Raw genomic sequence first — 26,650 nt, forward strand, 5'->3', positions numbered from 1 at the left:
AGGCACCAGGGGATGCGAGCATGACGTCACGCTATCGGCAAATCGATCCGTCGGTGCTTCTGGACGCCGCCGGACAGGATGTCCAGGCCTTCCTGGAATTGTCCGCTACCTTTCTCGACATCGCTCCGCCGATGTTCGAGCGCCTGCAACAGGCCATCCAAGCCGGACATACCTCGCGCATTACGCTGGAAAGTCATTCCCTCAAAGGAACCGTCGCCCTGGTCGGCGCCGAACGTCTCGCGGGCATGCTTGGGCGTGTCGAAGCGCTGTCACGTTCCACCTCCGACGTAGAGATCCCCATGCTCTGGAGCGATCTCGCCGACGCCTATGCGGAAACGATTGCCGAAGTGCGCAGCAGCATCCTGCATTTCGAGCAGTCTCCAGGATCTGCCGACAACCGGCGCAACGGCTGACGCCCGATGCCAATGTCTTCCGCGACCTCCCTGCTATTCGCCCCGTTGCATCCTTTGCTGTGGCTTGGCCGCAGCGCACGCCGCGCCACGCTTGTCGTCGGGCTGCTGTTGCTGATCCTGCTGGGCGGAGTGACGTTGAGCGCCAGCGCCCTGCTCTATGAATGGGCCGTCGACGACTGGCAGGAAGATATCGGCAACCTCTCCCTGGTGTTGTCGGAAAGTTCCGCGCAGGCAATGGCCTCCGCCACGCTGGTGCTCAACGATGTCAGCCAGCTTTCTCAGACAGGTATAGAAGGGCAACACGATTTCCTTGCTGCCGCCGCCGATCCCGCAATTGCCCAGATGATGCGCGACAAGATCAGCGGCTTGCCCCAAATCTCGGGCGTCGCCATTGTCGGGGTCGACGGCAACGTTCTCGCATTGACGCGCAAACTGCCTCCAGGCGGCATCAATGTTAGCGACCGTGACTATTATCAGCACCATCTGACAAATGACAGCGACGATATCTTCTTCAGCAAAGCGGTGCGCAACCGGGCCGGAAACGACTGGACCTTTTACCTGAGCCGGCGCATCAACGACGTCCGCGGCAACATGGCTGGCATCGTTCTGGTGGGCATCTCCTGCGACTTCTTCACCGGTTTTTTAAAAAGCATCAGCCTGGACAAGCACGTATCCATTGAACTGACCGGCCGGGACGGCACCCTGCTGGCGGGTTGGCCGCTGAAAACCGGAGACGCGGGAAAGAGCCGTCCCGGAGATCGTGGAGATACCTCGACGCTGACAAGCAGGCTGTTCGCGGGCGTCAGGAACAACACGCCTGATATTCTTTCCCGCCGCCCGATCCGGCAAACGCCCCTGAACATCACCGTCAGCATCACCGAACAAGGCTTCAAGGAAGAATGGGTGCGCGTCATGCGTATCCTCGGCGGCATAGCCGGCGCCAGCATGCTGGTGCTGCTGATTGCATTCAGCGCCATGGCGATCATCCTGAAGCGGCGCGAAGACGATGCCGTCGCCGCCGCGCTGCTCAGGGAGCAGGCAGACGCCTCGAACGAGGCCAAATCACGATTCCTGGCGATGATGAGCCACGAGATCCGCACGCCGATGAATGGCATTCTCGGCATGAGCGAGCTGCTGCTTGATACCCGGCTCGACAAGACCCAGCACAATTATGCCCGGCAAGTGCATGAGGCCTCGTCGGAGCTGATGCGCATCATTAACGAGATTCTCGATTTTTCAAAAATCGAATCCGGGCGCATGGACTGCGAAAGCAGTAACTTCTCCCCATCGCAGCTGCTCAACGACGTGGTCGCCCTGCATCGTGCGCCGGCGCAGAAAAAAGATTTGCACATCGATATCGGTATCGACGAACCGGAAGGAATTGTGGTCGAAGGAGATCTTGCCCACATCCGGCAGGTGCTCGGGAATCTGCTCAGCAACGCCATCAAGTTCACTGCTTCCGGGCATGTCAGCGTGACGTTGCAATGCAGCCCCGATGCGGCGGATTCCGATGGCGTCATCTTGCGCTACGCGGTCGCCGATACCGGCATCGGCATCGGGATCGAACAGCAGGCGCGACTGTTTCAGCCGTTCACCCAGGCGGACACCTCCATCAGCCGAAAGTACGGCGGCACCGGGCTGGGCCTGTCGATTTGCAAGCGGCTGGTCGAATTGATGCACGGCACGATTTCCTTCCAGAGCGAGGCCGGCAAAGGAACTACATTCCGTTTCGAAGTCCCCTGCCGGCGCATCAGCGGCTTCGCAGCCGAGAGAACGCCGCTGCCGGCATCCTATTCATCCTCGGCGATCAGCAGCAATGCGCATGACAAGGACGACTTGCCGGCCCCGGCATCGACGCATGCCGCGAGGCGCATTCTGGTGACCGAAGACACCCTGATCAACCGCCAACTGGCGCGCATGCTGCTGACCAAGAAGGGTTATCAGGTCGACGAGGCGGAAAACGGTGCGCAGGCCCTGACGGCGCTGGCGCAAGGACCCTACGACCTGGTCCTCATGGACTGCATGATGCCGGTCATGGACGGGTACGAGGCGACGCGCCTGTTGCGTGAGCGCGAAGCGGCTGCCGGGCTCCCCCGCCTCCCCGTCATTGCCCTGACCGCCAGCGTGATCGAGGGCGACCGCGAGCGCTGCCTTGCCGCCGGCATGGACGACTATCTTCCCAAGCCCTTCACCGCAGCCGCATTCCTGGCGATGATCGAGCGTTGGCTGTCGGCGACGCCTCCCGATTCTTCGGCACAAACCGACGGCGGCGTTTCTCCCCATGACAGTGGCCGGTCAACCGCTGCGGCTGATGCGGCGCGTTCAGCCCGGAAAGATCTAAAACAAAGCAAATAAAACAAATAAAACAAATAAAACAAATATTTGATTTATTTAATTAAATTGTTATAATTGTTGCGTCGAGCCATGCGCAACGCCATTCATGCCATGCGTCCCCGCAGGTCGACGATATTTTCTACATAGTCGGCCTGAGGAGATCCACATGAAATGGTTTTACGATCTGAAGATTGCCAGGAAATTGATTTTGTCCTTTTCGGTAGTCCTCTTGTTTGTAGCAGCCCTGGGCGGCTTCGCCCTGATGCAGCTTGGCAAGGTCAATGAGGCGTCGGGTCAAATTGCCGACAACTGGCTGCCAAGCATTCGCACGCTCGCAGACATCAAACTGTCGCTTTCGCGCGTGCGCAGCTTCGAACTTCAATATATCTCCGCGCTTTCGCCGGAACGCGCTGTCGAAGCGGACAAGAATGCAAACCAGCAGCTTGGTATCGTCGCAGAACATCAAAAGCTGTACACAACTCAAATCTCGGAAGACGAGGAGAAAGTGGTCTATCCTGAGGTCGAAAAAGAGATCGGGATATTCGTCGGCGAACACGCCAAGATCATGAAGTTGGCGGTGGCGGGAAAAAAAGACGAGGCACTCGCACTGCTCAATGGCGCCTCGACCTCATCGTACCGCGAAGCCATGAAGTCCCTGGAAAAACTCGTGGTGGTCAACGAACAAGGCGCCAAGAAATCCAATCTCTTGTCTGCGGATACCTACGCCAACGCCAAGATTCTCATTTCGGCATTCCTGGTCGCCGCAATCGCCCTGTCGATGTGCCTGGCGGTATGGATTGCAAGAATTGTCTCTCGTCCGCTGGCTGAGGCGCTCGACGTTGCACAACGCGTCGCCGCCGGCGACCTGACCGCCGACATCGAAGCGCACAGCACGGATGAAACCGGCGAACTGATGCTGGCGCTCAAGTCGATGAACGATAATCTGCTCAAAATCGTCAGCGAAGTGCGTGCCAGCACGGACACCATCAACACTGCCTCCGGCGAAATCGCTGCAGGTAACCTGGATTTATCCTCGCGCACCGAAGAACAAGCGGGCTCCCTGGAAGAAACCGCCTCCGCCATGGAAGAACTCACGTCAACCGTGAAGCAGAACGCCGACAACGCCCGCCAGGCCAATCAACTCGCAGTGTCTGCCTCGGAAGTGGCGATCGAGGGCGGCAATGTCGTCGGCCGCGTCGTCAGCACGATGGATGAGATCAATGACTCTTCACGCAAGATCGTGGACATCATCAGCGTCATCGACAGCATCGCCTTCCAGACCAACATCCTTGCACTCAACGCGGCCGTCGAAGCAGCGCGCGCCGGCGAACAGGGGCGCGGCTTTGCCGTGGTTGCCTCGGAAGTGCGCAATCTGGCGCAACGCTCCGCGGCAGCCGCCAAAGAAATCAAGACCTTGATCGACAACTCCGTATCGAAGGTGGGCGACGGCAGCAAACTGGTTGCCCAGGCCGGCACCACGATGAATGAAGTGGTCGCCAGCGTCAGACGCGTCACCGACATCGTCGGCGAAATATCGGCGGCGAGCGCGGAACAAAGCACCGGCATCGAACAGATCAACCTGGCCATCACACAAATGGACGAAGTCACCCAGCAAAATGCCGCACTGGTCGAAGAAGCGGCCGCGGCCGCCCAGTCGCTGCGGGATCAAGCGGAACGCCTGTCGCAGTCCATTGGTGTCTTCAAACTGGAGCAAAGCGACAGCCTTGCACTGAACGCCGCGCCGGCCTCGGCAAAACGGACGATCGACATCACCCCGCGCACAGCCCAGCTGCCGCGCAGAGACGTCCGTTCGGTGGCGCAAAAACAATTGGCCGCCGCAACCGGCGAGGTCAGTGGTTCCTGGGAGCAATTCTGAAGCACAGCCGGCTCGCCCCTCGTCACTGAGGACGCAAGACAACATCGCACCTGCTGGCATGCCTCGCATGTCTGCAGAACACCATACTGAGGCTCCCATGGATTCATTTCAAAAAGAAATCGACGAACGCACCAATCTCACCAGCAGCAACAAATTCGAACTGCTGCTGTTTCGCCTCGGTGGCGGCAGCGAAGAAGTACCGGGCGAACTGTTCGGCATCAACGTCTTCAAGATCCGCGAGATCGTCCCGATGATGCCCATTACCAAAGCCGCGGGCACGCAGTCGCCGGTGCTTGGCATGGTCAATATCCGCGGACAGGTCATCTCCGTCATCGACCTGCCGGCAGTGGCGGGCTGTACGCCGCGCACCGGCCTCAACATCCTGCTGATCACCGAATACGCGCGCAGCACTCAGGCTTTTGCCGTCGAATCGGTGGAGGAAATCGTCCGTCTCGACTGGAGCCAGGTCCTGTCGGCCGAATCCAGCGCCGGCGGCGACATCGTCACCAGCATTGCACGCCTGGATTCAAACGTTGAGGGCGGCCAATTGGTTCAGGTGCTCGACGTCGAGCAAATCCTGCACATCACCTCGCCGATCCAGAAGATGCTCAAGCAAACGCAGGTCAGTTCGCTGCAATCCATGATCACTCCCGGCGCCATCGTGCTGGCTGCGGATGACTCCAAAGTCGCCAGGGCCCTGATCGAAAACGGACTGGAGTCGCTGGGGCTGCCGTACATCATGACCAAGACCGGCAAGGAAGCGTGGGAAAAGCTGCAATCCATCGCCGCCGAGTCGCAACGCGCAGGAACGCCGATCAGCGACAAGGTCGCCTTGATTCTGACCGACCTGGAAATGCCGGAAATGGATGGCTTCACCCTCACCCGCAACGTCAAGTCCGACACCCGCCTGAAAAGCATCCCTGTCGTGATTCACTCTTCGCTGTCCGGTTCGGCCAATGAAGATCATGTGCGCAGCGTCGGGGCCGACGGCTACGTGGCCAAATTCGCAGTCGAGGAGTTGGCCGCGACCATCAAAACTGCCTTGCAGAAAACAGCTGCCGTGGCAGCACCCGGCTTGCACGCCGTTCAGGCCTGATATCGGCACCCGGACTGGAACAGGTTTACTTTTTTTAAAAAAATGAGCCCAATCAAAAAGATCAGGATCAGCGAACTGCGTCTTGGCATGTACCTGCATGGCTTCGACGACGCCTGGATAAAACATCCGTTCTGGAAAAGCAGGTTCCTGCTGCGCGAATACGCCGATCTGCAAGCGGCATGGACCTGCGGCATCGAGACCTGCTGGATCGACACCAGCAAAGGAAGGGATGTGCTGCAGGCAGAACCCGAGTCGGACTGCGACGCCGCCGAAACAGGCCCTCCTGACGTGGTTGCCATCGAGCAGGAAAACACGTCCTTTAACGAAGAACTGCAGCGCGCGGCCATTCTCTGCAGGAGCGCCCGCGCCGCCACCGTTTCCATGTTCAACGAGGTCAGGCTTGGCAAGGCCATCGACGTCGAAGGCTGCCTGCCGCTGGTGGCCGAGATTGCGGCCTCGGTCCTGCGCAATCCCGGCGCGTTGATCAGCCTGGCCCGGCTCAAGACCAGCGACGACTACACCTACATGCATTCTGTTGCCGTATGCGCGTTGATGGTGTCGCTCGGGCGCACCCTGGGAATGGACGAAGAGTATTGTCGCGAAGCCGGCATCGCCGGTCTGCTGCATGACATCGGCAAGGCGCTGACCCCGCTGGAAATCCTGAACAAGCCCGGCCGATTGACCGCGGAAGAGTATGAAACGGTGAAGCTGCACACTTCTCTCGGTCACCAGCTGCTGAGTCGCGATGCCGCCATTCCGGAAGCTGCCGGCGACGTCTGTCTGCATCACCATGAAAAAATGGACGGCAGCGGCTATCCCCGGGGCTTGTGCGGAAACAAGATATCCTTGCTTGCGCGCATGGGCGCGGTATGCGACGTCTACGATGCGGTCACCTCGAACCGGCCGTATAAAAACGGGTGGGATCCCGCGGAGTCGCTGGCTCGCATGGCGTCATGGAAAGGTCATTTCGACCGGACGGTTCTTTCCGCATTCATCAAGAGCGTGGGTATCTATCCGACCGGCGCTCTCGTCAGGCTCCACTCCGGGCGACTGGCGGTCGTGCTGGAACAAAACAAGGCGTCGTTGACCAAGCCGGTGGTGAAAGTATTCTTCTCCGAGCAATCGCGGGAGCCGATCGAGGTGGAGCGTCTGGACTTGTCGGATTCGCAGGTTGACGATGCGATTGTCGGGCGGGAGGAACGGGAGCGCTGGAATTTCCCCAGCCTTGAGTCGCTCTGGGCCGGCCAGTTGAGCGCTCGGCATTAAAGAAGCGGACAAGCGCGGGCAACTACGCCAGTTTCGCCCGCTGAACGGCCGCCGTCAGCTCCGTCACTAACAAAACGACAACCCCTTCTCACTCATGTTTTATCTTGCCTCGCCGCCAACTGACCCAACCAATCAACGATCACTTGATCCAGGACAGGTAAACGCGAGCCAATGCCTTTATTTAAGCGGGGGGAAGCGTACACTGCCTCATCTCGGGACCTTTTATCAACCGTATGTCCGTCGGAGTCAATCATGAACCATGCCCTGAATGTCACTGCCCCGCCTTCCCCGCCCGCGCAGATCGTTGCTCTCGGCTCGGCAGCGAGGAGCTGCTCCGGTTGCAGCATGCATCAGTTGTGCCTGCCGACCGGCCTCAATGACTCCGATACGCAGAGGCTGGACAAGATCATTTCCCGGCGCAAGATTCCGCGCGACGGTTTTCTCTATCGGATCGGCGACCGCTTCACTTCCTTGTACGCCGTGCGTGTCGGCCATTTCAAAAGCTATCAGCAGAACCTTGCCGGCGATCGTCAGATCACAGGCTTTCAGATGAAGGGCGATTTGCTCGGGATGGACGCCATCAATACCGAACGCTATCAGTGCGATGCCCTCGCGCTGGAGGACAGCGAGGTCTGCGAAATCCCGTTCCAGATGCTGGAAGCCCTGTTTGCGCAGATGCCCACCCTGCTCCACCACTTTCATCGCACCCTGAGCCTGGAAATCACCAACGAGCAGAAGATCATCATGTTGCTGGGAAACATGCGCGCCGAACAACGCTTTGCGGCTTTCCTGGTCAGCTTGTCAATGGCCTATGCTGCGCGCGGCTACTCGGCGACCCGCTTCCAATTGCGGATGACCCGGGAAGATATCGGCAACCATCTGGGCCTGACCATCGAGAGCATCAGCCGCATGATTGCCAAAATGCGCAAGGATGTACTGATTCAGGTACGCCAGCGCGATGTCGAAATACTCGACATGCCGGCGCTGATCAGACTGGCGTCAGGTACCCAGACGCTGACTTCCACGCCGGTGTGCCACCCGCAGCACTGATCCGGCGCTTTTCTCACGAACTCATGAGAAATCCAGCACGACCCGTGACGGCACGTCGCCGCGCTGCAGCCGCTCGAAGACGGTGTTGATGGCCGACAACGGCTGCAACTCGAAATCCGCCTTGACCTTGCCGGCGGCGGCGAATGCCAGCGCGCTCACCATGTCCTGGCGTGTGCCGACGAACGAGCCGCGTATGGTGATGCAGTTGGCCACCACATCAAACAATGGCGTAGGAAACTCTCCGGGCGGAAGGCCGACCAGCACGCAGGTGCCACGCTTGCGCGTCATGGCGACGCCCTGGTGGAATGCTTCCAGTGACGGCGCGGTGATCAGTACACCGTGCGCGCCGCCATCGGTAACTTCGCGCAGGCGCGCAACCGGATCGCCGGCACGCGCGTTGACGACAGCATCCGCGCCGAGACGTTGGGCGTGGGCCAGCTTGCCATCGTCGATGTCAACGGCGCATACGCGCAGTCCCATCGCCTTGCCGTATTGGACCGCCAGATGGCCGAGTCCGCCGATGCCCGACACGGCCAGCCAGTCCCCCGCCAGCACCTGGCATTCCTTGATGCCCTTGTAGGACGTCACGCCGGCGCAGATGATCGGGGCGGCCGCTGCCGCTTCCAATCCTGCAGGGATATGGGCGACATACCTGGGGTCGGCCAGGATGTACTCGGCGAAGCCGCCGTTCTTTGTGTAACCGCCGAACTCCGCTTTCGCACACACGGTTTCCCATGCCGCCAGGCAGTGCTCGCAATGACCGCACGCCGAGTAAAGCCACGGTACGCCGACACGATCGCCCATGCTCACTTCGCTGACGCCGGCGCCCATGGCCACCACCACGCCTATTCCTTCATGCCCCGGCACAAACGGCAGGGACGGTTTGACGGGCCAGTCGCCGTGCGCTGCATGCAGGTCGGTATGGCATACGCCGCACGCCTCCGTTTTGACCAGAATCTGTCCGGGGCCCGGTGACGGCAGCGGGATTTCCTTGATGACGAGCGGTGCGCCGAATTGTTCGACTACCGCAGCGAGCATGGTGTTTTTCATTGCATTACCCAATAGGATGCGGCGTCATCGTCTGACGCCGTGAAACAAGAACCGGCCTGACGGCAACGCTCAGTAAACGATGGACAGCTTGTCGACGACTTTATGAACGCCCGGAGTCCGCGCCGCTGCCGCAAACGCTTCCTCGCGCTCGGCCAGCGAGGCGACCGATCCCTTGAGCGTGATCTGGTCGCCGTTCACCGCCACCTCGATCGCTTTCACGGTCGAGTGCGCGCGCCGCTGCAAGGCAGCTTCGATATGGGTCTTGATGTCGGTCGGCCGGGCGACATGTTTCACTGCGATCTGATTGCTGATGCCGATGACGCCGAGCAGGCTGCGCAAGGCGTTTTCGGCCGCCATGCGTTGATACTGATGATCGACTTCGCCGCTCAATGTGATCCAGCCGTCTTCCACCATGATCTTGACGCTGTCTTTCGGCACCAGGGCATTCCATTCCAGTCCGTGGGACGCCGTTCGCGCAATGTCGGCATCCGTGCGACGGCTTGAACCCGGCAGCACGACGTCGATTTCCACCGCCAGTCCTTTGACGCCGGCGACCCGCTGGGCGGCTTTTTCGGCGGCATATTTTTCCGCATAGCTATCGAGATTTCCGGTCAGGGTGACCACGCCGTCGCGCACCTCGATGCCAATCTCGTTGTCGTTCACGGCTGCGTCCCACGCCAGTTCGTCGGCGACGTCCTGCTTGATATGAGAATCTGTTTTCATGGCAATACCTTCACTCGGTTATAAGTTGCGTCGCCCGGTTGCGGCGACTTCATTTGAATACCAGCACCGGGATTTTGCTGTACGTCAGTACCTTCTGCGTTTCACTTCCCAGTATCAGTTTGTCCAATCCTTTGCGTCCGTGCGACGCCATGAAGATGGAGTCGCAACCGTATTCGGCGGCAAAGCGGAGGATCTCTTCATGCGCATGCGTGCCCTTGACGGTATGGACTTCGCAGTCCGCGCCAGCTTTTTTTGCACAGTCGGCAACGTAGTCGGCATTGAGTTTGGATTGTGCGAATATCTCGGCTTCGATTCCCTGCAGGTCGTATCCGGCGCCGAGCTCGGGCATGATCAGGCTGGGAAAGATTTCGGAGACGGCCAGGCCGACGATCTTGCTTCCATACGAGGCAGCAAAATCCACAGCAGCCGCCACCGCTCGTTTGGACAATTCCGATCCATCCGTTGCCAGCAATATCTTTTTGAGCATGATGCCTCCAGGAGAAAGAATGCGATGAAGGTCATCGTATGCCTCGTTGCGGAGTATCCATTTGACCTGGATCAAAATCGCGCCATGCAAAAAAAGTGTTTGTCATGCCGCAGCTTCTTGCCGTTCCGTTTGATGCAAGTCAATTCGATCCGCGCCCAAACCATTAGCATGTCGTGATCCGATGGGCCTCACATCAAGGAGCACGCAATGCGCTATCGATCAATTCTGATTTACGTCAGCAACGCCATCGATCTGGAACGCCGCGTCCGGCTTGCTGCCCGCCTGTCATCAGGTGAACCTGTCACCGTGATCGGCCTTGCCATCTCGGGCATGTCGAGATTCATGTCGCAAGTACTTCCGGCAGTAACCGGCAGCGCCGGAGAAACGCTTCCCGGAACAATGCTTCCAGCCGAAGAACAGGAACGGCGCGAGAAAAAGCATCTCGACATGACCGCTTCATTGGAACGATTCGAGGTCCTGGCGCAGGAATTCGGCATTGCCAGAATCCAGACGCTGCGGGTTGACGACGATGCAGCCGCCGCGCTGAGCAACTATGGCAATACCGCCGATCTGATCATCCTGGGCAAAAGCGAACTGCACGGCGTCGATGATCACAAGGACAGCGACTTCATCGAGTTTGTCGCGCTCAACGCGGCGGCGGCGGTATTCATGGTCAGCGAAAAACCGTTTTGCCGGCGGCATGCGCTGATTGCATGGAACAGCAGCAGCGCCGCTTCCCGCGCAGTACGCAACGCTATTCCGTTGCTGCAGGACGTCGATGCCGTCAGCGCCGTCATCTTCGGCGACGGCATGGTTCCGGGCACCGGCGTTTCCGCCTCGGAAGAAGTACTCAGGCAATGCACGGCGTCGTTGCAGAAACCTGTCGTCATCCTGCACCGTCCGCCCGCAGCCGATGTCGGGCATGCACTGCTGACGCTGGCGGCGGAGCTCGATGCCGATCTCATTGTCATGGGCTGCGTGGCACATCCGCGCTGGCGCGGCGTGTTGCTGGGCGGGACAACCGGTGTCGTGATCGCGGAGTCGCCGGTCTCGCTGTTGTTATCGCGGTGAGGCCGCCGTCGCGGCCTGGAGACGCATCATTGATGATGCTGCTCATGAAGACGCTGGCAAGGCGTACATCGTTTGGCGGAGGGATAGGCTTCCAGCCTCGCCTCGGCGATTGTGCATCCACAGTCCGAACACAGCCCGTACTGTCGCTGGCTGATTCTGAGTTTCGCTGCTTCGATATCCGCCAATTCCGCAAACACCTTGTCGCCGAGTGCGTTGTCCACCTCCGTCACATCGCAGCCGTCGGGTTCCGCCGGCACGGTGAGCCTGGACTTGAAGCGGATCGTGGCCTCCTGCTTCTCGAGGATTTCCCGGAAGTGCGTCAACTGTTCTTCGGTGAGATAAAACATCCTGTGTTTCCTTATTGAAGTCGTTGCATGAAATAGCTGTCCGGGAGCGGCTAGCGCTCCGTCATATTTTCCCCGGCGCTTGCGCCGATCCGATCCTCGTTCTTCATCGCCCACAAGGCCGATATCAGAACAATGCCGCCGGCGGCGACGCAAATCAGGGACGCGCCACGCTGGTCTTCGAAGCCGAGGATCCAGGGCGACGCCACCGTCCAGCAACCCAACATCAGCAGCACCGCATCTTCCCAGAGCGCGGGTACAACGATGGCCAGCAGCGCAAAGACCGTGATTGCCGATCCAGTCGCCATGGCATTGCGGGAAATCGGCTGCTGCGTGTATTCCATCAACCAGGGTGAGGCCAGCAGCGCTATTCCCACGGTCGCCATGACGCAAGCCTGCCAACGTGAGTCAGTGTCGGTGTCGGCGAACGTATTCATGGCGGTCCTCGTGGTGTCAGCATGCGATCCGATTATGAAGACTGTGTCACGCGGTACGTTGATCTGCATCAAAAGCCAAATCATCAGCCTCCGGCGACGGGCACTGAATGCGGCGCCGTGACGCCCTCATTTGACATTGATCAAAGCCGGACGCGGACGCGCACGTATGCTTGAAAAGAGGCTAATTTCAACGGAGGTTCGCATGTTCAAGAAAATACTGGTGCCCACGGACGGGTCGGATCTTTCCAATCGCGCAGTGCGCGCGGCGATAGAGTTCGCCAGGGATCATGGCAGCGCAGTGGTTGGATTGTCGGTCGCGCAGACCCTCCCCTATGGGTCTTTCACGCTCGTCAGCCGGCGCGACGACTTTTCGTTGCTGTCAGAGTCGCTCCGCCAGCGTGCAAGGGAGTACGTGCGCATTATTGAAGACCTCGCCGAAAAGGCATGCGTGCCTTGCCAGGTGCACACAATCGACAGCGAGCAGCCCTGGAAAGCGATCGTTGATGCCGCCGCGGAGCATGCATGCGATTGCATATTCATGGCGTCGCACGGCCGTAGCGGCCTCAACAGCATCTTGCTGGGAAATCAGACCCACAAGGTGCTGGTCCATAGCAATGTACCGGTGATCATCTTCAGATAACGGCAGCGGCGCTCACTGCCATCTGTGCTTCAGGACCCGGCCCGGCGCGCTCTTTTCGGGCATAACTCCTCCGGCTTGATCTGCATCAACGCACCGGCGATCCAGATCGTTAGGCTGACCTCATTGCATTGATCGAGGTCTCCATGGCAACAAAGAAAACTTCGCCGTCGGTCGGCGCCGAACGTCTTGCCAGCGCATGGCTGACGCCACTGGCATTTGCGTATCCGGAGGCCGACAATGACGCCGCCCGCCTGGATCTGATGAGCAACGCCTGGCTGGGACGGCTGACCGGCAATATCTCACCTGCCGCGCTGCTCAACGCCTATGTCGACTGGTCGACGCATCTGGCGCTGTCTCCCACCAAGCGCGCCGCTCTGATGCAGACGGCCTGGCAAAACTGGTGGCGCATGTATGTCTACAGCCGCAGTTGCCAGCTTGGCGGCGAACAGGCCTGCATAGAACCTCTTCCCCAGGATCGGCGCTTCAGCGATCCGGCCTGGCAGCAATGGCCGTTCAATGCCATCCATCAGGGGTTTCTTCTGCAGCAGCAATGGTGGCACCGCGCCACCACCGGCGTGCGCGGACAATCCCAGCATCACGAGGACGTCGTCACGTTTACCGTGCGCCAGATCCTGGACATGCTGGCGCCGTCGAATTTCCTGTCGACCAATCCGGTGGCGCAACACGCGACGATTGAGTCGGGCGGACGCAATCTGGTGCAGGGATGGATTAACGCGATGAGTGACTGGCGCAAGAGCATATCACCCGGCGAGGAGGAACGGCCCGGCGACTTCAAGGTCGGCAAGGATGTGGCGGTGACGCCGGGAAAGGTCGTCTTTCACAATGACCTGATCGAGCTCATTCAATACGCCCCGTCGACCAGGACAACCCACGCCGTTCCTCTGCTGTTCGTCCCCGCGTGGATCATGAAGTACTACATCCTCGACCTGTCGCCCCGGAATTCACTGGTGAAATATCTGGTTGACCTGGGCTATACCGTCTTCATGATCTCCTGGAAGAATCCGCAGAAAGAAGATCGCGAACTGTCCATGGAGGACTATCGCAGGCTCGGCGTCATGGCGGCAATCGACGCCGTCACCGCGCAGACCGGAGCGAAACGCATCAACGCCGTAGGCTACTGCCTGGGCGGCACGCTGTTGTCGATCGCCGCCGCAACCATGGCGCGCGACGGCGATGACCGTCTGGCCAGCATGAGTCTGTTCGCTTCGCAGGTCGATTTTGAAGAACCCGGCGAATTGTCGCTGTTCATTGATGAGAGCCAGGTCAGCTTCCTTGAGGCCGTCATGTGGGAGCAAGGCTACCTGGACACCAAACAGATGGCCGGCGCCTTTCAGCTGTTACGCTCGAACGACCTGATCTGGTCGCGCCGGCTCAGGCAATACCTGCTTGGATTGCCCGAGGAAAAAAGCGACCTGATGGCATGGAACGCCGACGCTACCCGCATGCCCTATCGCATGCATTCCGAGTATCTGCGGCAGTTGTTCCTGCATAACGACCTGTCCGAAGGCCGTTACTGCACCGAGGGCAAGCCCATCAGCCTGAGCGACATCCGCCTGCCGGTGTTTTCCGTGGGCACCGTGACCGATCACGTAGCGCCCTGGCGCTCGGTGTTCAAGATACATCGCCTGACCGACACGGAAGTGACCTTCGTGCTGACCTCGGGGGGCCATAACGCCGGCGTCGTTTCTCCTCCCGGGCATCCGCGTCGCAGCTATCAGATCGCCACCCATGCCGATAAGCAGGGCATGGTCGACGCCGATACCTGGCAGGCCAGCGTGGCGCTTCATGACGGCTCCTGGTGGCCGGCCTGGGAGGCCTGGCTGCGCAAGCATTCCGGCAAGCGTATTGCACCGCCGTCCCTGCCCGCGCACAAACTCGCAGCGCCCGGCAAATATGTCCTCCAGCCTTGATGAACGGAACCTGACCATGCCCGGCTCGCCCGCCATCGCTTTCGCGCCGCCGCTGGCTCCTGGCCAGGACGTTCATCCGGATGCGCGCCGGCCCCCCTCCCATACCCCGGCGCAAGCTGCGGAAACCACGTTGCGCAGCATGGCCGCCATGACGGCGGAAGCCGGATTGGCGCAGCAGGCCTCGTCACTGCAAGGCCTGACGACAGAGGAAGCCGGCAAGCGACGCCGGCAATACGGCGCCAACGTCATTGCCGCGGGTCCCCGCCTGCAGGGTTGGCGCCAGTTCCTCAAGCTGTTCGCCAGTCCGTTGTCGCTGTTGCTGCTCGCGCTCACGACCGTCAATCTGCTGATCGGCGAGACCTGGGGCGGGATCATGATCGGCGTGATGGTCGTGCTGTCGTCACTGCTTTCCTTTGTGCAGGAACACCGTGCCGACAAGGCGGCGCAACAGCTGCGCTCGATGGTGGCGACTACCGCCACGGTGCAGCGCGCCGGTCAGGGACGCGTTGAACTGCCGCTTGCGGAACTGGTCCCGGGCGACATCATTTCCTTGTCGGCCGGCGATATCGCGCCGGCCGACGTGCGTATCCTCTCTGCCAGGATGCTGTTCATCAGCCAGGCGGCGCTTACCGGAGAATCGCTGCCGATCGAAAAGACGCCGGCGGCGTCAACCGACGCGGCGAACGGCAGCCTGACCGACCTGTCCAACCTCGCTTTCATGGGCACCAACGTCGTCAGCGGAACCGGCGCCGCGCTGGTGGTGGCGACGGGTGAACGCACCGCATTCGGCCATATCGCCGCCGACCTCGTCAAAGCGCGCGAGATGACCAGCTTTGATCGCGGCGTCGACAGGTATATCCGCCTGATCATCCGCATCATGCTGGTCATGGCGCCGCTGGTGTTCCTGATCAACGGCCTGACCAAGGGCGACTGGCTCGAAGCCCTGCTGTTTGCCGTGGCGGTGGCGGTGGGACTGACGCCAGAGATGCTGCCGATGATCATCACCATCAACCTCGCCAAGGGCGCGCTGGCGATGTCGGAAAAGAAAGTCATCGTCAAGCGGCTCAACGCGATCCAGAACTTCGGCGCGATGGACATCCTCTGTACCGACAAGACCGGCACGCTGACCCAGGACCGCATCATCCTCGAAAAACACGTCGACATCGACGGCGTGGACTCGGATAAAGTGATCAGGTACGCCTATCTGAACAGCTTCTTCCAGACCGGCTTGAAGAACCTGCTGGACATGGCGATCCTGAGCTACGCCGAACCCCGCGAGCAATCAGGAACACAGTCGGAGACGGAAAAGGAATTCCGGAAAATCGATGAACTGCCCTTCGATTTCGAGCGGCGGCGCATGTCGGTCATCGTCGAGCAAGCCGACCGCACTCGCCTGCTCATCTGCAAGGGCGCACCGGAAGAAATCCTGGCCGTCTGCACGCACGCCGAGCACGCGGGCACACCGATGCCGCTGGCAGGGCATCACGGCGCGGCGCTCAGCAAGACGGTTGACGATCTCAACGAAGACGGTTTCCGTGTGATTGCCGTCGCCTACAAGGAGCTACCGGCCGCCGGACCGGCCGATGGTCCCGCGTTCGGCAATGCCGATGAATCGGCGCTGACCCTGGTTGGCTACATCGCTTTCCTCGATCCTCCCAAGGACAGCGCTGTAGAAGCGATCGCCGGACTGCATACCTGCGGCGTGACGGTGAAAGTGCTCAGCGGCGATAACGGTGCGGTGGTGCGCAATGTCTGTCGCCACGTGGGATTGTCCGGGGAACCGGCCGTGCTCGGCGGTGATATCGACGCGCTCAGCGACGAGGCGCTCGGCGGGCTGGCGGAACGCAGCAACATCTTCGCCAAACTCAATCCGCAACAGAAGGCCAGGATCATCCGCTGCCTGCAGGCTCGCCGGCATGTCGTCGGCTACCTCGGCGACGGCATCAATGACGGGGCTGCGCTGAAAGCGGCGGACGTCGGCATCTCCGTCGACAGCGCCGTGGACATCGCCAAGGAGTCGGCCGACATCATCCTCATGCGCAAGAGCCTGATCGTGCTCAAGGACGGCGTACTGGAAGGCCGCAGGGTATTCGGCAACATCACGAAGTACATCAAGATGAGCTCCAGCTCGGCGTTCGGCAACATGCTCAGCGTTTTGGGGGCGAGCGCCCTCTTGCCTTTCCTGCCGATGGCGCCGGTGCAGATCCTGCTCAACAACCTTCTCTACGACTTTTCCCAGACCACGATAGCGACGGATCACGTGGACGAGGAGTACCTGCAACAACCGCGGCGCTGGGAAATCCTCGATATCGGCCGCTTCATGATGGTGCTGGGGCCGGTCAGCTCGCTGTTCGATTACATGACCTTCGGCGTGCTGTGGTTCGTCTTTGGCGCCGCCGGCCAGCCGCTGCTGTTCCAGTCGGGATGGTTTGTCGAGTCGCTGCTGTCCCAGACGCTGGTGGTGCATGTCATTCGCACCGGGAAAATCCCGTTCATCCAGAGCAAGCCCAGCCTGCCCCTGCTGGCCACGACCGCGGTCATCTGCGTGCTGGCGTTCTGGCTGCCGGCGTCACCCATTGCGCACACGCTCGGATTGACGGCATTGCCCTTGAATCTGAATGCGGCGATTCTGGCGATCGTTTTCGCTTACCTGCTGATGACGCAATTGATGAAGTCCTGGCTCATCAGGCGTTTCGGTTTGAAGTGACTGCTGCATCTTCCGGCGCGCATTTGATTGATATCAAGAAGCAACAGCCGGGCGCCCCGTAGACTGTGCTGCATGGCATCAATCGACGCGGGAGCGAAAGTGAGTTCAGCAAGAACGGCTGCGACAAAGAGAAAACGCACTGCGCGCAGCCTGCTGATCATGGCGCTCGCCGCGTTGCAACTTGGCGGATGCGTGTCGCTGGCGCCGGACTACATCCGGCCGGCGCTTCCGGTCCCCACGCATTACCCCAATACCGCAGCCGCGTTGCGCGAGCCCCTCGAACCCATCGGCTGGCGCAGTTATTTCCAGGATGCGCACCTGCAATCGCTGATCGAACTTGCATTGCAGAACAGCCAGGATCTGCGCCTCGCCCTGGCCCGCGTCGACGAGGCAAGGGCTGCCTACGGGATCGAAGCTGCTGCGCAGTTTCCTACTGTCGACGCCCAGGCCGGACTGGATCGCTCGCGCGTGCCGGGCGATCTCAACCTGACCGGCAAACCGCTGGTTTCCAGCCAATACCAGGTGGGCCTGGGCATGGCCAGCTGGGAGCTGGACTTCTGGGGCCGCGTGCGCAGTCTGAAGGACGCTGCGCTTGAAAGTTACCTCGCCTCCGATGCCGCCCGACGGGCCGTGCGCATCGACCTGATTGCCCAGGTGGCCATCAGTTACCTGACGCTCTCCGAGCTCAACGAACGCCTGTTCCTCGCCGGCCGGACGCTTGCCAGCCGCGCCGAAAGTTATCGGATATTCAAGCGTCGCGTCGAGGTCGGTTCGACCTCGCGGCTCAATCTCACGCAAGTCGCGGTGCTGCTGACGCAGGCGCAAAGCCTGGTGGCGCAACTGGAGCAGGAACGCGAGATGCAGATACATCGACTCGCCCTGCTGGTCGGCACGCAACTGAGCGAAACAACGCTGCAGCAACGTTTGTCGGAGGTCGAGGCACCTCGCCGCGTCCATCCCGGCATTCCATCCGACCTGCTCAACAACCGGCCTGACATCATCGCCGCCGAACATCAGCTGCGCGCGGCCAACGCCAATATCGGCGCGGCGCGTGCGGCGTTCTTTCCTCGCATCGCCCTGACCGGATCGGCCGGCACCGCGAGCGCCGAGCTGGGCGGCTTGTTCGACAGCGGCAGCCGCGCCTGGACTTTTTCGCCCAGCATTTCCCTGCCGCTGTTCGACGGCGGTCTGCGCAACAGCAATCTCAAGCTGACCGAAGCGCGTCGCCACATTGCCGTGCTCAACTACGAAAAAGCCATCCAGAGCGCCTTCCGTGATGTCTCCGATGCCTTGTCCGCCCGCGTCTGGCTGGACTATCAGGCGGACATCGCCGCCGTGACGCTGGAGGTGCAGGCTGAGCGCGCACGCCTGTCGACCCTGCGTTACGACAACGGCTCTGCCTCCTTCCTCGAGGTGCTTGATGCGCAACGGGACCTGCTCGTCGCGCAGCAACAGCTGGTCCAGCTGCAACGCGCACTGGCAACCACCAATGTCAGTCTCTACGCCGCGCTGGGCGGAGCCGCAGACGATGCCGCCGGCCGCCGGCCGCCTGATCCCAAGAACAATCCGGACAACCCGCCATGACCACTCCTCCGCGTCGCACGCTGTATTCCCTTTTGCTCGTCATGGCCGTCCTGGCGGCGGCCTGGTATGGCTGGAAACATTTCCGCAATACCGGTCCCGGCGTCGACTTCGCCAGCGGCAACGGCCGCATCGAAGCCACCGAAATCGACGTCGCAGCGAAACTGCCCGGACGTATCGACGACATACTCGTCAATGAAGGCGACTACGTCAGCGCCGGCCAACCGCTCGCGCATATGCAGATCCAGGTGTTGCAGGCACAACGTGACGAGGCCGTCGCGCAGAAGCAGCAAACCGCGGCCGCCGTGGCAAGCGCCCAGGCGCAGGTGGCCGTGCGCGAGAGCGACCGGCAGGCTGCGCTGGCGCAGGTGGCGCAACGTGAAAGCGAACTCGAGGCCGCGCAACGGCGACTGGTCCGTTCCGAAACGCTGGTCCAGGAAGGCGCGTCCTCCATCCAGGAGGTCGATGACGATCGTACCCGCGTGCGCACCACGCAGGCCGCGCTCCGTGCGGCAACGGCGCAAGCCGGCGCTGCTGCGGCGGCAATCAATGCCGCCCATATGCAGGTCACCGGCGCGATGGCCTCGGTGACCGCCGCCACCGCAACGGTCGCCCGCATCGACGCCGACATCGCCGACAGCGCATTGACGGCGCCGCGCGACGGACGGGTCCAATACCGCGTTGCGCAACCGGGCGAAGTGCTTGGCGGCGGCGGCAAGGTCCTCAATCTGGTTGACCTGAGCGATGTCTACATGACCTTCTTCGTACCGGAAGCTGCCGCCGGCAAACTGGCCATTGGCAGCGACGTGCGGCTGATCCTCGACGCCGCGCCGCAGTACGTGATCCCGGCCCGGGTGTCGTACGTCGCCAGCACGGCGCAATTCACGCCGAAGACCGTCGAGACCGCCAGCGAACGCCAGAAACTGATGTTTCGCGTCAAGGCGCAGATTGACCGCGACTTGCTGCTCAAGCATCTGCATCTGGTAAAGACCGGCTTGCCCGGCGTGGCCTGGGTCAAACTGGCGGCACAGGCAGAATGGCCCGCCGAACTCGCGGTGAAGGTACCAAAGTGAATGCGCTTGCCTCGGATGGCGCGCAGGAAGTCGTTGCACGCCTGAGCGGCGTGAGCCTGGTGCTGGGCAAGACACAGGCGCTGTCGGCCATCGACCTGGTCATCCCGGCCGGGCGCATGGTCGGCCTGATCGGTCCCGACGGCGTCGGAAAATCCAGCCTGCTGTCACTGCTGGCAGGCGCCCGCCGCCTGCAGCAAGGCCATGTCGCCGTGCTGGGCGGCAGCATGGCCGACCGGCGTCATCGCGACCGGACTTGCCCGCGCATTGCGTACATGCCGCAGGGACTCGGGAAAAACCTGTATCCGACGTTGTCCGTAGAGGAAAACCTGCAATTCTTCGGCCGCCTGTTCGGCCACGACGCCGCCACGCGCCGGCGCCGGATTGATGAACTGACTCTCAGCACCGGCCTGATGCCTTTCCTGTCACGCCCCGCCGGAAAATTGTCCGGCGGCATGAAACAGAAACTCGGCTTGTGCTGCGCCCTGATCCACGATCCCGATCTGCTGATACTCGACGAACCGACCACCGGCGTCGATCCGCTGTCACGCGCGCAGTTCTGGGACCTGATCGGAAAGATCCGGTGTGAACGCAAAGACATGAGCGTGATCGTAGCCACCGCCTACATGGAAGAAGCGGATCGTTTCGACTGGCTGGTCGCGATGGACGACGGCAAGATCCTTGCCACCGGGACGCCGCGCGAACTGCACGAGCGCGTCGGCGCGGCGTCTCTCGAAGCCGCGTTCATCGCGATGCTGCCCGAGGCCAAACGGCGCAGCCATCGCGCCGTGATCGTCACCCCCTTGCAACCCTCCGACAACGACGAGATCGCCATCGAGGCCAAGGGGCTGACGATGCGCTTCGGGGATTTCGTGGCTGTCGACCATGTCGATTTCAAGATACGGCGCGGCGAGATCTTCGGTTTTCTCGGTTCCAACGGTTGCGGGAAATCCACCACCATGAAGATGCTGACCGGCTTGATTCCCGCCAGCGAAGGCAAGGCATGGCTGTTCGGCCGCGAAGTCGACGGCAGCGACATCACTACGCGCCAGCGCGTCGGCTATATGTCGCAGGCCTTCTCGCTCTATGGTGAATTGACCGTCAGGCAAAACCTGATGTTGCACGCACGCCTGTTCCAGGTGCCGGAAAGCGCCATCCCAGCAAGAATCGACGAAATGGCGCAACGCTTCGACCTGCGCCAGGTGCTCGATGAATTGCCGGAAGGATTGCCGCTGGGTGTGCGCCAGCGATTGTCGCTGGCGGTGGCCATGGTCCATCGTCCGGAACTGCTGATCCTGGACGAACCGACCTCCGGCGTGGATCCGATCGCACGCGACATGTTCTGGCAATTGATGATCGACCTGGCGCGCAACGACCATGTGACGATTTTCATCTCCACCCATTTCATGAACGAGGCTGAACGCTGCGACCGCATCTCGCTGATGCATGCCGGCCGCGTGCTGATCAGCGCCAGCCCGGCCGATCTGGTGCGGCAAAGCGGTGCGGCAACGCTGGAGCAGGCGTTCATCGGCTATCTGCGGGAAGCCGCCGGTGAGCAGGATGCCGTCGCGACTGAAGCCCTTGCGCCTGCTGTCGCAGCAGCTGCATCGACTTCGCCGCAGCAAGAAAACAGCGGCGGCTTCCGCTTCGGACGCGCGTACAGCTACGCCCTGCGCGAGACCATCGAATTGCGGCGCGATCCGGTGAGAGCCACGCTGGCCCTGCTGGGAACGGCGATCCTGTTGTTCATCATCGGCTACGGCATCAGCCTCGACGTCGAGAATCTCTCCTACGCTGTCCTCGACCGCGACCAGACCGCGCTGAGCCAAAGCTACGCGCTCAACCTGTCCGGCTCGCGCTACTTCATCGAGAAGGCGGCGCTGTCGGACTACAACGACATCGACCGTCGCATGCGCAACGGCGAACTGGCGCTGGCCATCGAGATACCGCCAGGCTTCGCACGCGACCTGGAACGCGGCGCCCCAGCCCAGATCGGCGCATGGATAGACGGTTCCATGCCGATGCGCGCCGAAACCGTGCGCGGCTATGTCCTGGCGATGCACCAGCTTTGGCTGATCGACATGGCGACCCGCCGTCTCGGCATGCGTCCGGTTGCAGCCAGCTCGGTGGAGACACGCTATCGCTACAATCCCGACGTCAAAAGCCTGCCGGCCATGGTGCCGGCAGTGATTCCGATGCTGCTGATGATGATTCCGGCGATGCTGACCGCGCTGTCGGTGGTGCGCGAGAAGGAACTCGGCTCGATCATCAACCTGTACGTGACGCCGGTGACCCGCGCGGAATTCCTGCTGGGCAAGCAAGTTCCCTATGTGCTGTTGGGCATGCTCAATTTCCTGCTGCTGACGCTGTTGGCGGTGACCGTGTTCGGTGTCCCGATCAAGGGCGATTTCGCTTCGCTGGCCTTGACGGCCTTCGTGTTCATCATCTGTTCGACCGGTTTCGGCCTGCTGGCATCGACCTTCACCAGGAGCCAGATCGCCGCCATTTTCGTCACCATGATCGGCACCATCATTCCGTGCGTGCAGTTTGCCGGCTTGCTCAATCCGGTCTCTTCTCTGGAAGGCGTCGGCGCCTGGATCGGACGTCTGTATCCGGCGTCGCATTTCCTGACCATCAGCCGGGGCATCTTCAACAAAGCGCTCGACCTGTCGGGACTGATGCCGTCCTTCTGGTCGCTGCTGGCGGCGGTGCCGGTGATACTCGGCGCCTCCATCCTGCTGCTCAGGAAGCAGGAGCGTTGACATGAAAAGCCCCCTTTCCTGGCGCGCGGTCGCCAACATCGCCCGCCTCGGCGTCAAGGAATTGTGGAGCCTTGCCCGCGATCCGGCGATGCTGGTCCTGATCGCCTATACGTTCACGGTGTCCATCTATGTGGCGGCGACGGCCATGCCGGACAGCCTGCACAATGCCGCGATCGCGATCGTCGACGAAGATGGCTCGCCCTTGTCGGCGCGCATTGCCGCCAGCTTCTATCCGCCCTATTTCAAGACGCCGGACATGATTTCCCTCAGCCGGATGGACGTCGGCATGGACAATGGCGACTACACCTTTGTGCTCGACATTCCGCCGGACTTCCAACGCGACGTACTGGCCGGCCGTTCTCCTGCCGTGCAGCTGAACGTGGACGCCACGCGCATGAGCCAGGCATTCACCGGCAACTCCTACATCCTGGAGATCATCAACACGGAAGTCGCCGAATTCCTCCAGCGCTATCGCGGCATCGCCGCCGCGCCGGCCGAACTGGTGCTTCATTCCCGCTTCAATCCCAACCTGGAGCGCGCCTGGTTCGGGGCGCTGATGGAAATCATCAACAACGTCACCATGCTGTCCATCATCCTCACCGGTGCGGCGCTTATCCGCGAGCGCGAACACGGCACGATCGAGCATCTGCTCGTCATGCCCGTCACGCCCTTGGAGATCATGCTGGCCAAAGTCTGGTCCATGGGCCTGGTGGTCTTGCTGGCGGCGGCAGCGGCGCTCGTGTTCATCGTCCAGGGAGCGTTGCGGGTGCCGGTCCAGGGCTCGGTCATGTTGTTTCTTGCCGTGGCGGCCTTGCACCTGTTCGCGACCACGTCGATGGGCATTTTCATGGCGATGCTGGCGCGCTCGATGCCGCAGTTCGGCATGCTGGTGGTGCTGGTGTTGCTGCCCTTGCAATTGCTGTCGGGCGGGTCGACCCCGCGCGAAAGCATGCCGGTGCTGGTGCAGAACATCATGCTGGCGGCGCCGACGACGCATTTTGTTTCTGCCGCCCAGGCGGTGCTTTACCGGGGCGCGGGGGCGGCAGTGATCTGGCCCCAGATGCTGGCGATCGTGGGCATCGGTGCAGTGCTGTTCGTTGCCGCGCTGATGCGCTTTCGAAAAACCATCGGACAGATGGCCTGAGCCGGCATCAACACCGCCGATCCATCCCGACAACTTATTTTCATCCGGAGAACCGCATGCACAAAGACGACCTGCTCCTGGTACAGAATCGTACTTTCGATGAAATCGCCGTCGGCGACAGTGCCTCGATAGAACGTACGCTGACGGCACAGGATATCCAGCTGTTCGCCATCCTTTCCGGCGACGTCAATCCGCAGCATCTGGACGCCGAATTTGCCTCCTCAACCCGTTTCCATGGCGTCATCGCGCATGGCATGCTGGGTGGAGCGCTGATCTCGGCCGTCCTCGGCACACGCCTGCCGGGGCCGGGAACGGTTTATCTTGGGCAAACGCTCAATTTCAAGGCGCCGGCGCGCATCGGCGACAGGCTCACGATCAGCGTACGCGTCACCGAGCGTCACGAGGCCAGCAAACGGCTGTCGCTGGCGTGCGCCTGCATCAACCAGGACGGCGTGACGGTGATCGAGGGCCAGGCCGATGTCATCGCACCCGTCGAGCGCATTTCGATGCCGCGCACCACCTTGCCCGAAGTGCGGTTGCTGGGCAGCGACAACGGCTTGTTGCGACTGCTGGAACATGTGCGCCCCATGGGCGCGGTGGCGACTGCGGTGGTACACCCCTGCGATGCGCTGAGTCTGTCCGCCGCGCTTGACGCGCAGGCCGCCGGCCTGATCGTTCCGGTACTGGTGGCGCCGCGCGCCAAACTGCAGGCGGTCGCCGATGACAACCAGCTGGACATCTCGGCCTTGCGCATCGAGGACGTGCCGCACAGCCATGCCGCCGCCGCGCGCGCCGTCGCCCTGGCAGCCAGCGGCGAAGTTGCCGCTCTGATGAAAGGCAGCCTGCATACCGATGAACTGATGTCGGCCGTGCTGGCCTGCCCCGACCTGCGCACCGGCCGGCGCCTGAGCCATTGCTTCCTGATGCAGACGCCCAGTTATCCGCGGCCTTTTATCATCACCGACGCGGCCATCAATATCGCCCCCAATCTGGACGAAAAAGCCGACATCATCCGCAACGCCATCGGACTGGCCCAGGCCATCGGCGTACAGCAGCCGCGCGTGGCGATTCTCGCTGCGGTGGAAACCGTCAATGCGCGCATGGCGGCCACGCTGGACGCCGCCGCCCTCTGCAAAATGGCCGACCGCGGACAGATCACCGGCGCCATCGTGGACGGTCCGCTGGCGTTCGACAATGCCGTCTCCATCGCAGCCGCGCGCATCAAGGGAATCGTCTCCGAGGTCGCCGGACGCGCTGACATCCTGGTGGTGCCGGATCTGGAAAGCGGCAACATGCTGGCCAAGCAGCTCGAATACCTGGGCGGCGCGGCCAGTGCCGGCATCGTGCTGGGCGCGCGCGTACCGATCGTCCTGACCAGCCGCGCCGACTCGCGGGAGTCCCGCATCGCCTCCTGCGCGATTGCGCTGTTGCTGGCCAATCGCGCACGGGAGGCGGCATGAACGACTGCATCCTGGTATTGAACTGCGGCTCCTCAAGCATCAAGTTCGCGCTCTTCAATTCGCCGCTTCCGATGCAGCGCACCCCGCTCTGGAGCGGCAAGGCCGACGGCATTACCGGATCTTCGCCGACCTTTTCCGTTTCCGGCCAGGCGACTGAACAGATGCCGGTCGATCGGGATGCGCCCTATCACGCCGCGCTGTTGCGCATCCGCGAGTACACCATCGGCAGGCTGGGCGGCAATCGCCTCATCGCCGTGGTGCACCGGGTGGTGCACGGCGGCGCCAACTATTTTGAACCGGTCTGCGTCGATCACGACGTGCTTGCCGACCTGCGCAGCTTCATCCCGCTGGCGCCGCTGCACCAGCCGTTTGCGCTGGAGGCGATCGAGAGCTTCCTGCAAGCGCGGCCGGGACTGACGCAGATCGCCTGTTTCGATACTGCCTTCCATCACAGCCTGCCGCGTGTCGAAAAGATGCTGCCCATTCCCTACCCGGCCTGGGAACGGGGCCTCCGCCGCTACGGCTTTCACGGCCTGTCGTATGCATACATGTCCGTCGTGCTGGCGGAACGCCACGGCGATGCGGCCCGCGGCAACACCATCGTCGCTCATCTGGGCAGCGGCGCCAGCCTGTGCGCCATGCAGGACCTGCGCAGCGTTGCAACCACGATGGGATTCTCCGCGCTGGACGGCCTGATGATGGGAACCCGCTGCGGGTCGCTCGATCCCGGCGTACTTCTCTATCTGATGGAGACCGAACAGCTTTCCCCGCAACAACTCGGGCACCTTCTGTACCACGAGTCGGGACTGCGGGGCATCTCCGGCACGTCCTCGGACCCGCGCGAGCTGATCGCGGCGGAGGCCGTTGATCCACGGGCGGCCGACGCGCTGGCGTTATACGTGCGTCGCATCGTACGGGAAATCGGCGCGCTGACGGCTGTGCTCGGCGGCCTCGACATGCTGGTGTTCACCGCCGGCATCGGCGAGCACAACGCTGAGCTGCGGTCCCGCATCTGCAAGCATCTTGGGTTTCTCGGCCTGGTCCTGGACGATGGCGGCAATCAAGTCGCAGCCTCGTTGATTTCGTCGCCGCAAAGCCGCGTCGCCGTCGCCGTGGAGCCGACCAACGAGGAATGGATGGCGGCGAGCCTGGCGCAACCCCTGCTGCCGCCAACGTCTGTCCGATACACCGCGTAGCACTCATCACTC

21 protein-coding genes are annotated in these 26,650 nt (G+C 61.6%); 16 read left to right on the forward strand and 5 right to left on the reverse strand.

Annotated elements, in window-relative coordinates; genetic code table 11:
- Positions 1–20 precede the first annotated feature (20 nt).
- The 6 genes from ACIROY_RS02865 (at position 21) to fnr (ending at position 8,035) form a co-directional block, all read left to right on the forward strand.
- Positions 21–413 (forward strand): Hpt domain-containing protein, encoded by a 393-nt coding sequence (locus ACIROY_RS02865; RefSeq protein WP_402339471.1) that lies wholly within the window; start codon positions 21–23, stop codon positions 411–413.
- 12 nt (positions 414–425) lie between these two features.
- Positions 426–2,768 (forward strand): ATP-binding protein, encoded by a 2,343-nt coding sequence (locus tag ACIROY_RS02870; RefSeq protein WP_402339474.1) that lies wholly within the window; start codon positions 426–428, stop codon positions 2,766–2,768.
- Positions 2,769–2,913: 145 nt separating this feature from the next.
- Complete coding sequence (locus ACIROY_RS02875; protein ID WP_402339477.1) at positions 2,914–4,623, forward strand: methyl-accepting chemotaxis protein; 1,710 nt, start codon at positions 2,914–2,916, stop codon at positions 4,621–4,623.
- A gap of 97 nt (positions 4,624–4,720) precedes the next feature.
- Entirely contained in the window at positions 4,721–5,719 is a 999-nt protein-coding gene (locus tag ACIROY_RS02880; protein WP_402339480.1) for a chemotaxis protein, read from the forward strand.
- Positions 5,720–5,761: 42 nt separating this feature from the next.
- The gene (locus ACIROY_RS02885; RefSeq protein WP_402339482.1) at positions 5,762–6,985 is read left to right on the forward strand and encodes an HD-GYP domain-containing protein; all 1,224 of its coding nucleotides are present in this window, start codon (positions 5,762–5,764) and stop codon (positions 6,983–6,985) included.
- A gap of 252 nt (positions 6,986–7,237) precedes the next feature.
- Positions 7,238–8,035 carry a fumarate/nitrate reduction transcriptional regulator Fnr gene (gene fnr, locus ACIROY_RS02890; RefSeq protein WP_402271371.1) on the forward strand — a complete coding sequence of 266 codons (798 nt, stop codon included), beginning with the start codon at positions 7,238–7,240 and terminating at the stop codon, positions 8,033–8,035.
- A 21-nt stretch (positions 8,036–8,056) separates the two neighbouring features.
- Here the strand turns inward: fnr and ACIROY_RS02895 are convergent, their stop codons facing one another.
- From ACIROY_RS02895 to ACIROY_RS02905, 3 genes are all read right to left on the reverse strand, one after another.
- Positions 8,057–9,085 (reverse strand): zinc-dependent alcohol dehydrogenase, encoded by a 1,029-nt coding sequence (locus tag ACIROY_RS02895; protein WP_402339485.1) that lies wholly within the window; start codon positions 9,083–9,085, stop codon positions 8,057–8,059.
- 69 nt (positions 9,086–9,154) lie between these two features.
- On the reverse strand, positions 9,155–9,808 hold the full coding sequence (locus ACIROY_RS02900) for a BON domain-containing protein (RefSeq protein ID WP_402271366.1): 654 nt from the start codon (positions 9,806–9,808) through the stop codon (positions 9,155–9,157).
- 49 nt (positions 9,809–9,857) lie between these two features.
- Positions 9,858–10,370, reverse strand: a complete 513-nt coding sequence (locus ACIROY_RS02905; protein WP_402339488.1) for a universal stress protein — start codon at positions 10,368–10,370, stop codon at positions 9,858–9,860.
- 132 nt (positions 10,371–10,502) lie between these two features.
- Between ACIROY_RS02905 and ACIROY_RS02910 the strand changes: the two genes are divergently transcribed.
- A complete protein-coding gene (locus ACIROY_RS02910) occupies positions 10,503–11,366 on the forward strand; it encodes a universal stress protein (protein ID WP_402339491.1) in 864 nt (287 codons plus the stop codon).
- A gap of 26 nt (positions 11,367–11,392) precedes the next feature.
- Here ACIROY_RS02910 and ACIROY_RS02915 read toward each other — a convergent pair whose 3' ends face one another.
- The gene (locus ACIROY_RS02915) at positions 11,393–11,713 is read right to left on the reverse strand and encodes a TraR/DksA family transcriptional regulator (protein WP_402339494.1); all 321 of its coding nucleotides are present in this window, start codon (positions 11,711–11,713) and stop codon (positions 11,393–11,395) included.
- A 50-nt stretch (positions 11,714–11,763) separates the two neighbouring features.
- Positions 11,764–12,147: an SPW repeat protein gene (locus ACIROY_RS02920; RefSeq protein WP_402339497.1), complete on the reverse strand. Its 384-nt coding sequence runs from the start codon at positions 12,145–12,147 to the stop codon at positions 11,764–11,766.
- Positions 12,148–12,349: 202 nt separating this feature from the next.
- Here ACIROY_RS02920 and ACIROY_RS02925 point away from each other — a divergent pair, with 202 nt between their 5' ends.
- From ACIROY_RS02925 to ACIROY_RS02965, 9 genes are all read left to right on the forward strand, one after another.
- Entirely contained in the window at positions 12,350–12,787 is a 438-nt protein-coding gene (locus tag ACIROY_RS02925; protein WP_402339500.1) for a universal stress protein, read from the forward strand.
- A gap of 143 nt (positions 12,788–12,930) precedes the next feature.
- The gene (locus ACIROY_RS02930; protein ID WP_402339503.1) at positions 12,931–14,718 is read left to right on the forward strand and encodes a PHA/PHB synthase family protein; all 1,788 of its coding nucleotides are present in this window, start codon (positions 12,931–12,933) and stop codon (positions 14,716–14,718) included.
- A 16-nt stretch (positions 14,719–14,734) separates the two neighbouring features.
- Positions 14,735–17,425 carry a magnesium-translocating P-type ATPase gene (gene mgtA / locus ACIROY_RS02935; protein ID WP_402339506.1) on the forward strand — a complete coding sequence of 897 codons (2,691 nt, stop codon included), beginning with the start codon at positions 14,735–14,737 and terminating at the stop codon, positions 17,423–17,425.
- 159 nt (positions 17,426–17,584) lie between these two features.
- Positions 17,585–19,009 carry an efflux transporter outer membrane subunit gene (locus tag ACIROY_RS02940; RefSeq protein ID WP_402340137.1) on the forward strand — a complete coding sequence of 475 codons (1,425 nt, stop codon included), beginning with the start codon at positions 17,585–17,587 and terminating at the stop codon, positions 19,007–19,009.
- Positions 19,006–20,079 carry an HlyD family secretion protein gene (locus ACIROY_RS02945; RefSeq protein WP_402339509.1) on the forward strand — a complete coding sequence of 358 codons (1,074 nt, stop codon included), beginning with the start codon at positions 19,006–19,008 and terminating at the stop codon, positions 20,077–20,079. The genes ACIROY_RS02940 and ACIROY_RS02945 overlap by 4 nt, the downstream gene beginning before the upstream one ends.
- The gene (rbbA, locus tag ACIROY_RS02950) at positions 20,043–22,838 is read left to right on the forward strand and encodes a ribosome-associated ATPase/putative transporter RbbA (RefSeq protein WP_402339511.1); all 2,796 of its coding nucleotides are present in this window, start codon (positions 20,043–20,045) and stop codon (positions 22,836–22,838) included. The genes ACIROY_RS02945 and rbbA overlap by 37 nt, the downstream gene beginning before the upstream one ends.
- 1 nt (position 22,839) lies before the next feature.
- Positions 22,840–23,982 (forward strand): ABC-2 transporter permease, encoded by a 1,143-nt coding sequence (locus tag ACIROY_RS02955; protein ID WP_402339514.1) that lies wholly within the window; start codon positions 22,840–22,842, stop codon positions 23,980–23,982.
- A gap of 56 nt (positions 23,983–24,038) precedes the next feature.
- Positions 24,039–25,442 (forward strand): bifunctional enoyl-CoA hydratase/phosphate acetyltransferase, encoded by a 1,404-nt coding sequence (locus ACIROY_RS02960; protein ID WP_402339517.1) that lies wholly within the window; start codon positions 24,039–24,041, stop codon positions 25,440–25,442.
- Complete coding sequence (locus ACIROY_RS02965) at positions 25,439–26,638, forward strand: acetate/propionate family kinase (protein WP_402271337.1); 1,200 nt, start codon at positions 25,439–25,441, stop codon at positions 26,636–26,638. The genes ACIROY_RS02960 and ACIROY_RS02965 overlap by 4 nt, the downstream gene beginning before the upstream one ends.
- Positions 26,639–26,650 lie beyond the last annotated feature (12 nt).

This window comes from Herbaspirillum sp. NPDC101396 (assembly GCF_044767365.1).
Taxonomy (GTDB): Bacteria; Pseudomonadota; Gammaproteobacteria; order Burkholderiales; family Burkholderiaceae_D; genus Herbaspirillum.

What these genes read in the sequence shown, in the direction of transcription:
- ACIROY_RS02865 (WP_402339471.1), top strand. Translation starts at nt 21, where the DNA reads ATGACGTCACGCTATCGGCAAATCGATCCGTCGGTGCTTCTGGACGCC.
- ACIROY_RS02870 (WP_402339474.1), top strand. Translation starts at nt 426, where the DNA reads ATGTCTTCCGCGACCTCCCTGCTATTCGCCCCGTTGCATCCTTTGCTG.
- ACIROY_RS02875 (WP_402339477.1), top strand. Translation starts at nt 2,914, where the DNA reads ATGAAATGGTTTTACGATCTGAAGATTGCCAGGAAATTGATTTTGTCC.
- ACIROY_RS02880 (WP_402339480.1), top strand. Translation starts at nt 4,721, where the DNA reads ATGGATTCATTTCAAAAAGAAATCGACGAACGCACCAATCTCACCAGC.
- ACIROY_RS02885 (WP_402339482.1), top strand. Translation starts at nt 5,762, where the DNA reads ATGAGCCCAATCAAAAAGATCAGGATCAGCGAACTGCGTCTTGGCATG.
- fnr (WP_402271371.1), top strand. Translation starts at nt 7,238, where the DNA reads ATGAACCATGCCCTGAATGTCACTGCCCCGCCTTCCCCGCCCGCGCAG.
- ACIROY_RS02895 (WP_402339485.1), bottom strand. Translation starts at nt 9,085, where the DNA reads ATGAAAAACACCATGCTCGCTGCGGTAGTCGAACAATTCGGCGCACCG.
- ACIROY_RS02900 (WP_402271366.1), bottom strand. Translation starts at nt 9,808, where the DNA reads ATGAAAACAGATTCTCATATCAAGCAGGACGTCGCCGACGAACTGGCG.
- ACIROY_RS02910 (WP_402339491.1), top strand. Translation starts at nt 10,503, where the DNA reads ATGCGCTATCGATCAATTCTGATTTACGTCAGCAACGCCATCGATCTG.
- ACIROY_RS02915 (WP_402339494.1), bottom strand. Translation starts at nt 11,713, where the DNA reads ATGTTTTATCTCACCGAAGAACAGTTGACGCACTTCCGGGAAATCCTC.
- ACIROY_RS02920 (WP_402339497.1), bottom strand. Translation starts at nt 12,147, where the DNA reads ATGAATACGTTCGCCGACACCGACACTGACTCACGTTGGCAGGCTTGC.
- ACIROY_RS02925 (WP_402339500.1), top strand. Translation starts at nt 12,350, where the DNA reads ATGTTCAAGAAAATACTGGTGCCCACGGACGGGTCGGATCTTTCCAAT.
- ACIROY_RS02930 (WP_402339503.1), top strand. Translation starts at nt 12,931, where the DNA reads ATGGCAACAAAGAAAACTTCGCCGTCGGTCGGCGCCGAACGTCTTGCC.
- mgtA (WP_402339506.1), top strand. Translation starts at nt 14,735, where the DNA reads ATGCCCGGCTCGCCCGCCATCGCTTTCGCGCCGCCGCTGGCTCCTGGC.
- ACIROY_RS02940 (WP_402340137.1), top strand. Translation starts at nt 17,585, where the DNA reads ATGGCGCTCGCCGCGTTGCAACTTGGCGGATGCGTGTCGCTGGCGCCG.
- ACIROY_RS02945 (WP_402339509.1), top strand. Translation starts at nt 19,006, where the DNA reads ATGACCACTCCTCCGCGTCGCACGCTGTATTCCCTTTTGCTCGTCATG.
- rbbA (WP_402339511.1), top strand. Translation starts at nt 20,043, where the DNA reads ATGGCCCGCCGAACTCGCGGTGAAGGTACCAAAGTGAATGCGCTTGCC.
- ACIROY_RS02955 (WP_402339514.1), top strand. Translation starts at nt 22,840, where the DNA reads ATGAAAAGCCCCCTTTCCTGGCGCGCGGTCGCCAACATCGCCCGCCTC.
- ACIROY_RS02960 (WP_402339517.1), top strand. Translation starts at nt 24,039, where the DNA reads ATGCACAAAGACGACCTGCTCCTGGTACAGAATCGTACTTTCGATGAA.
- ACIROY_RS02965 (WP_402271337.1), top strand. Translation starts at nt 25,439, where the DNA reads ATGAACGACTGCATCCTGGTATTGAACTGCGGCTCCTCAAGCATCAAG.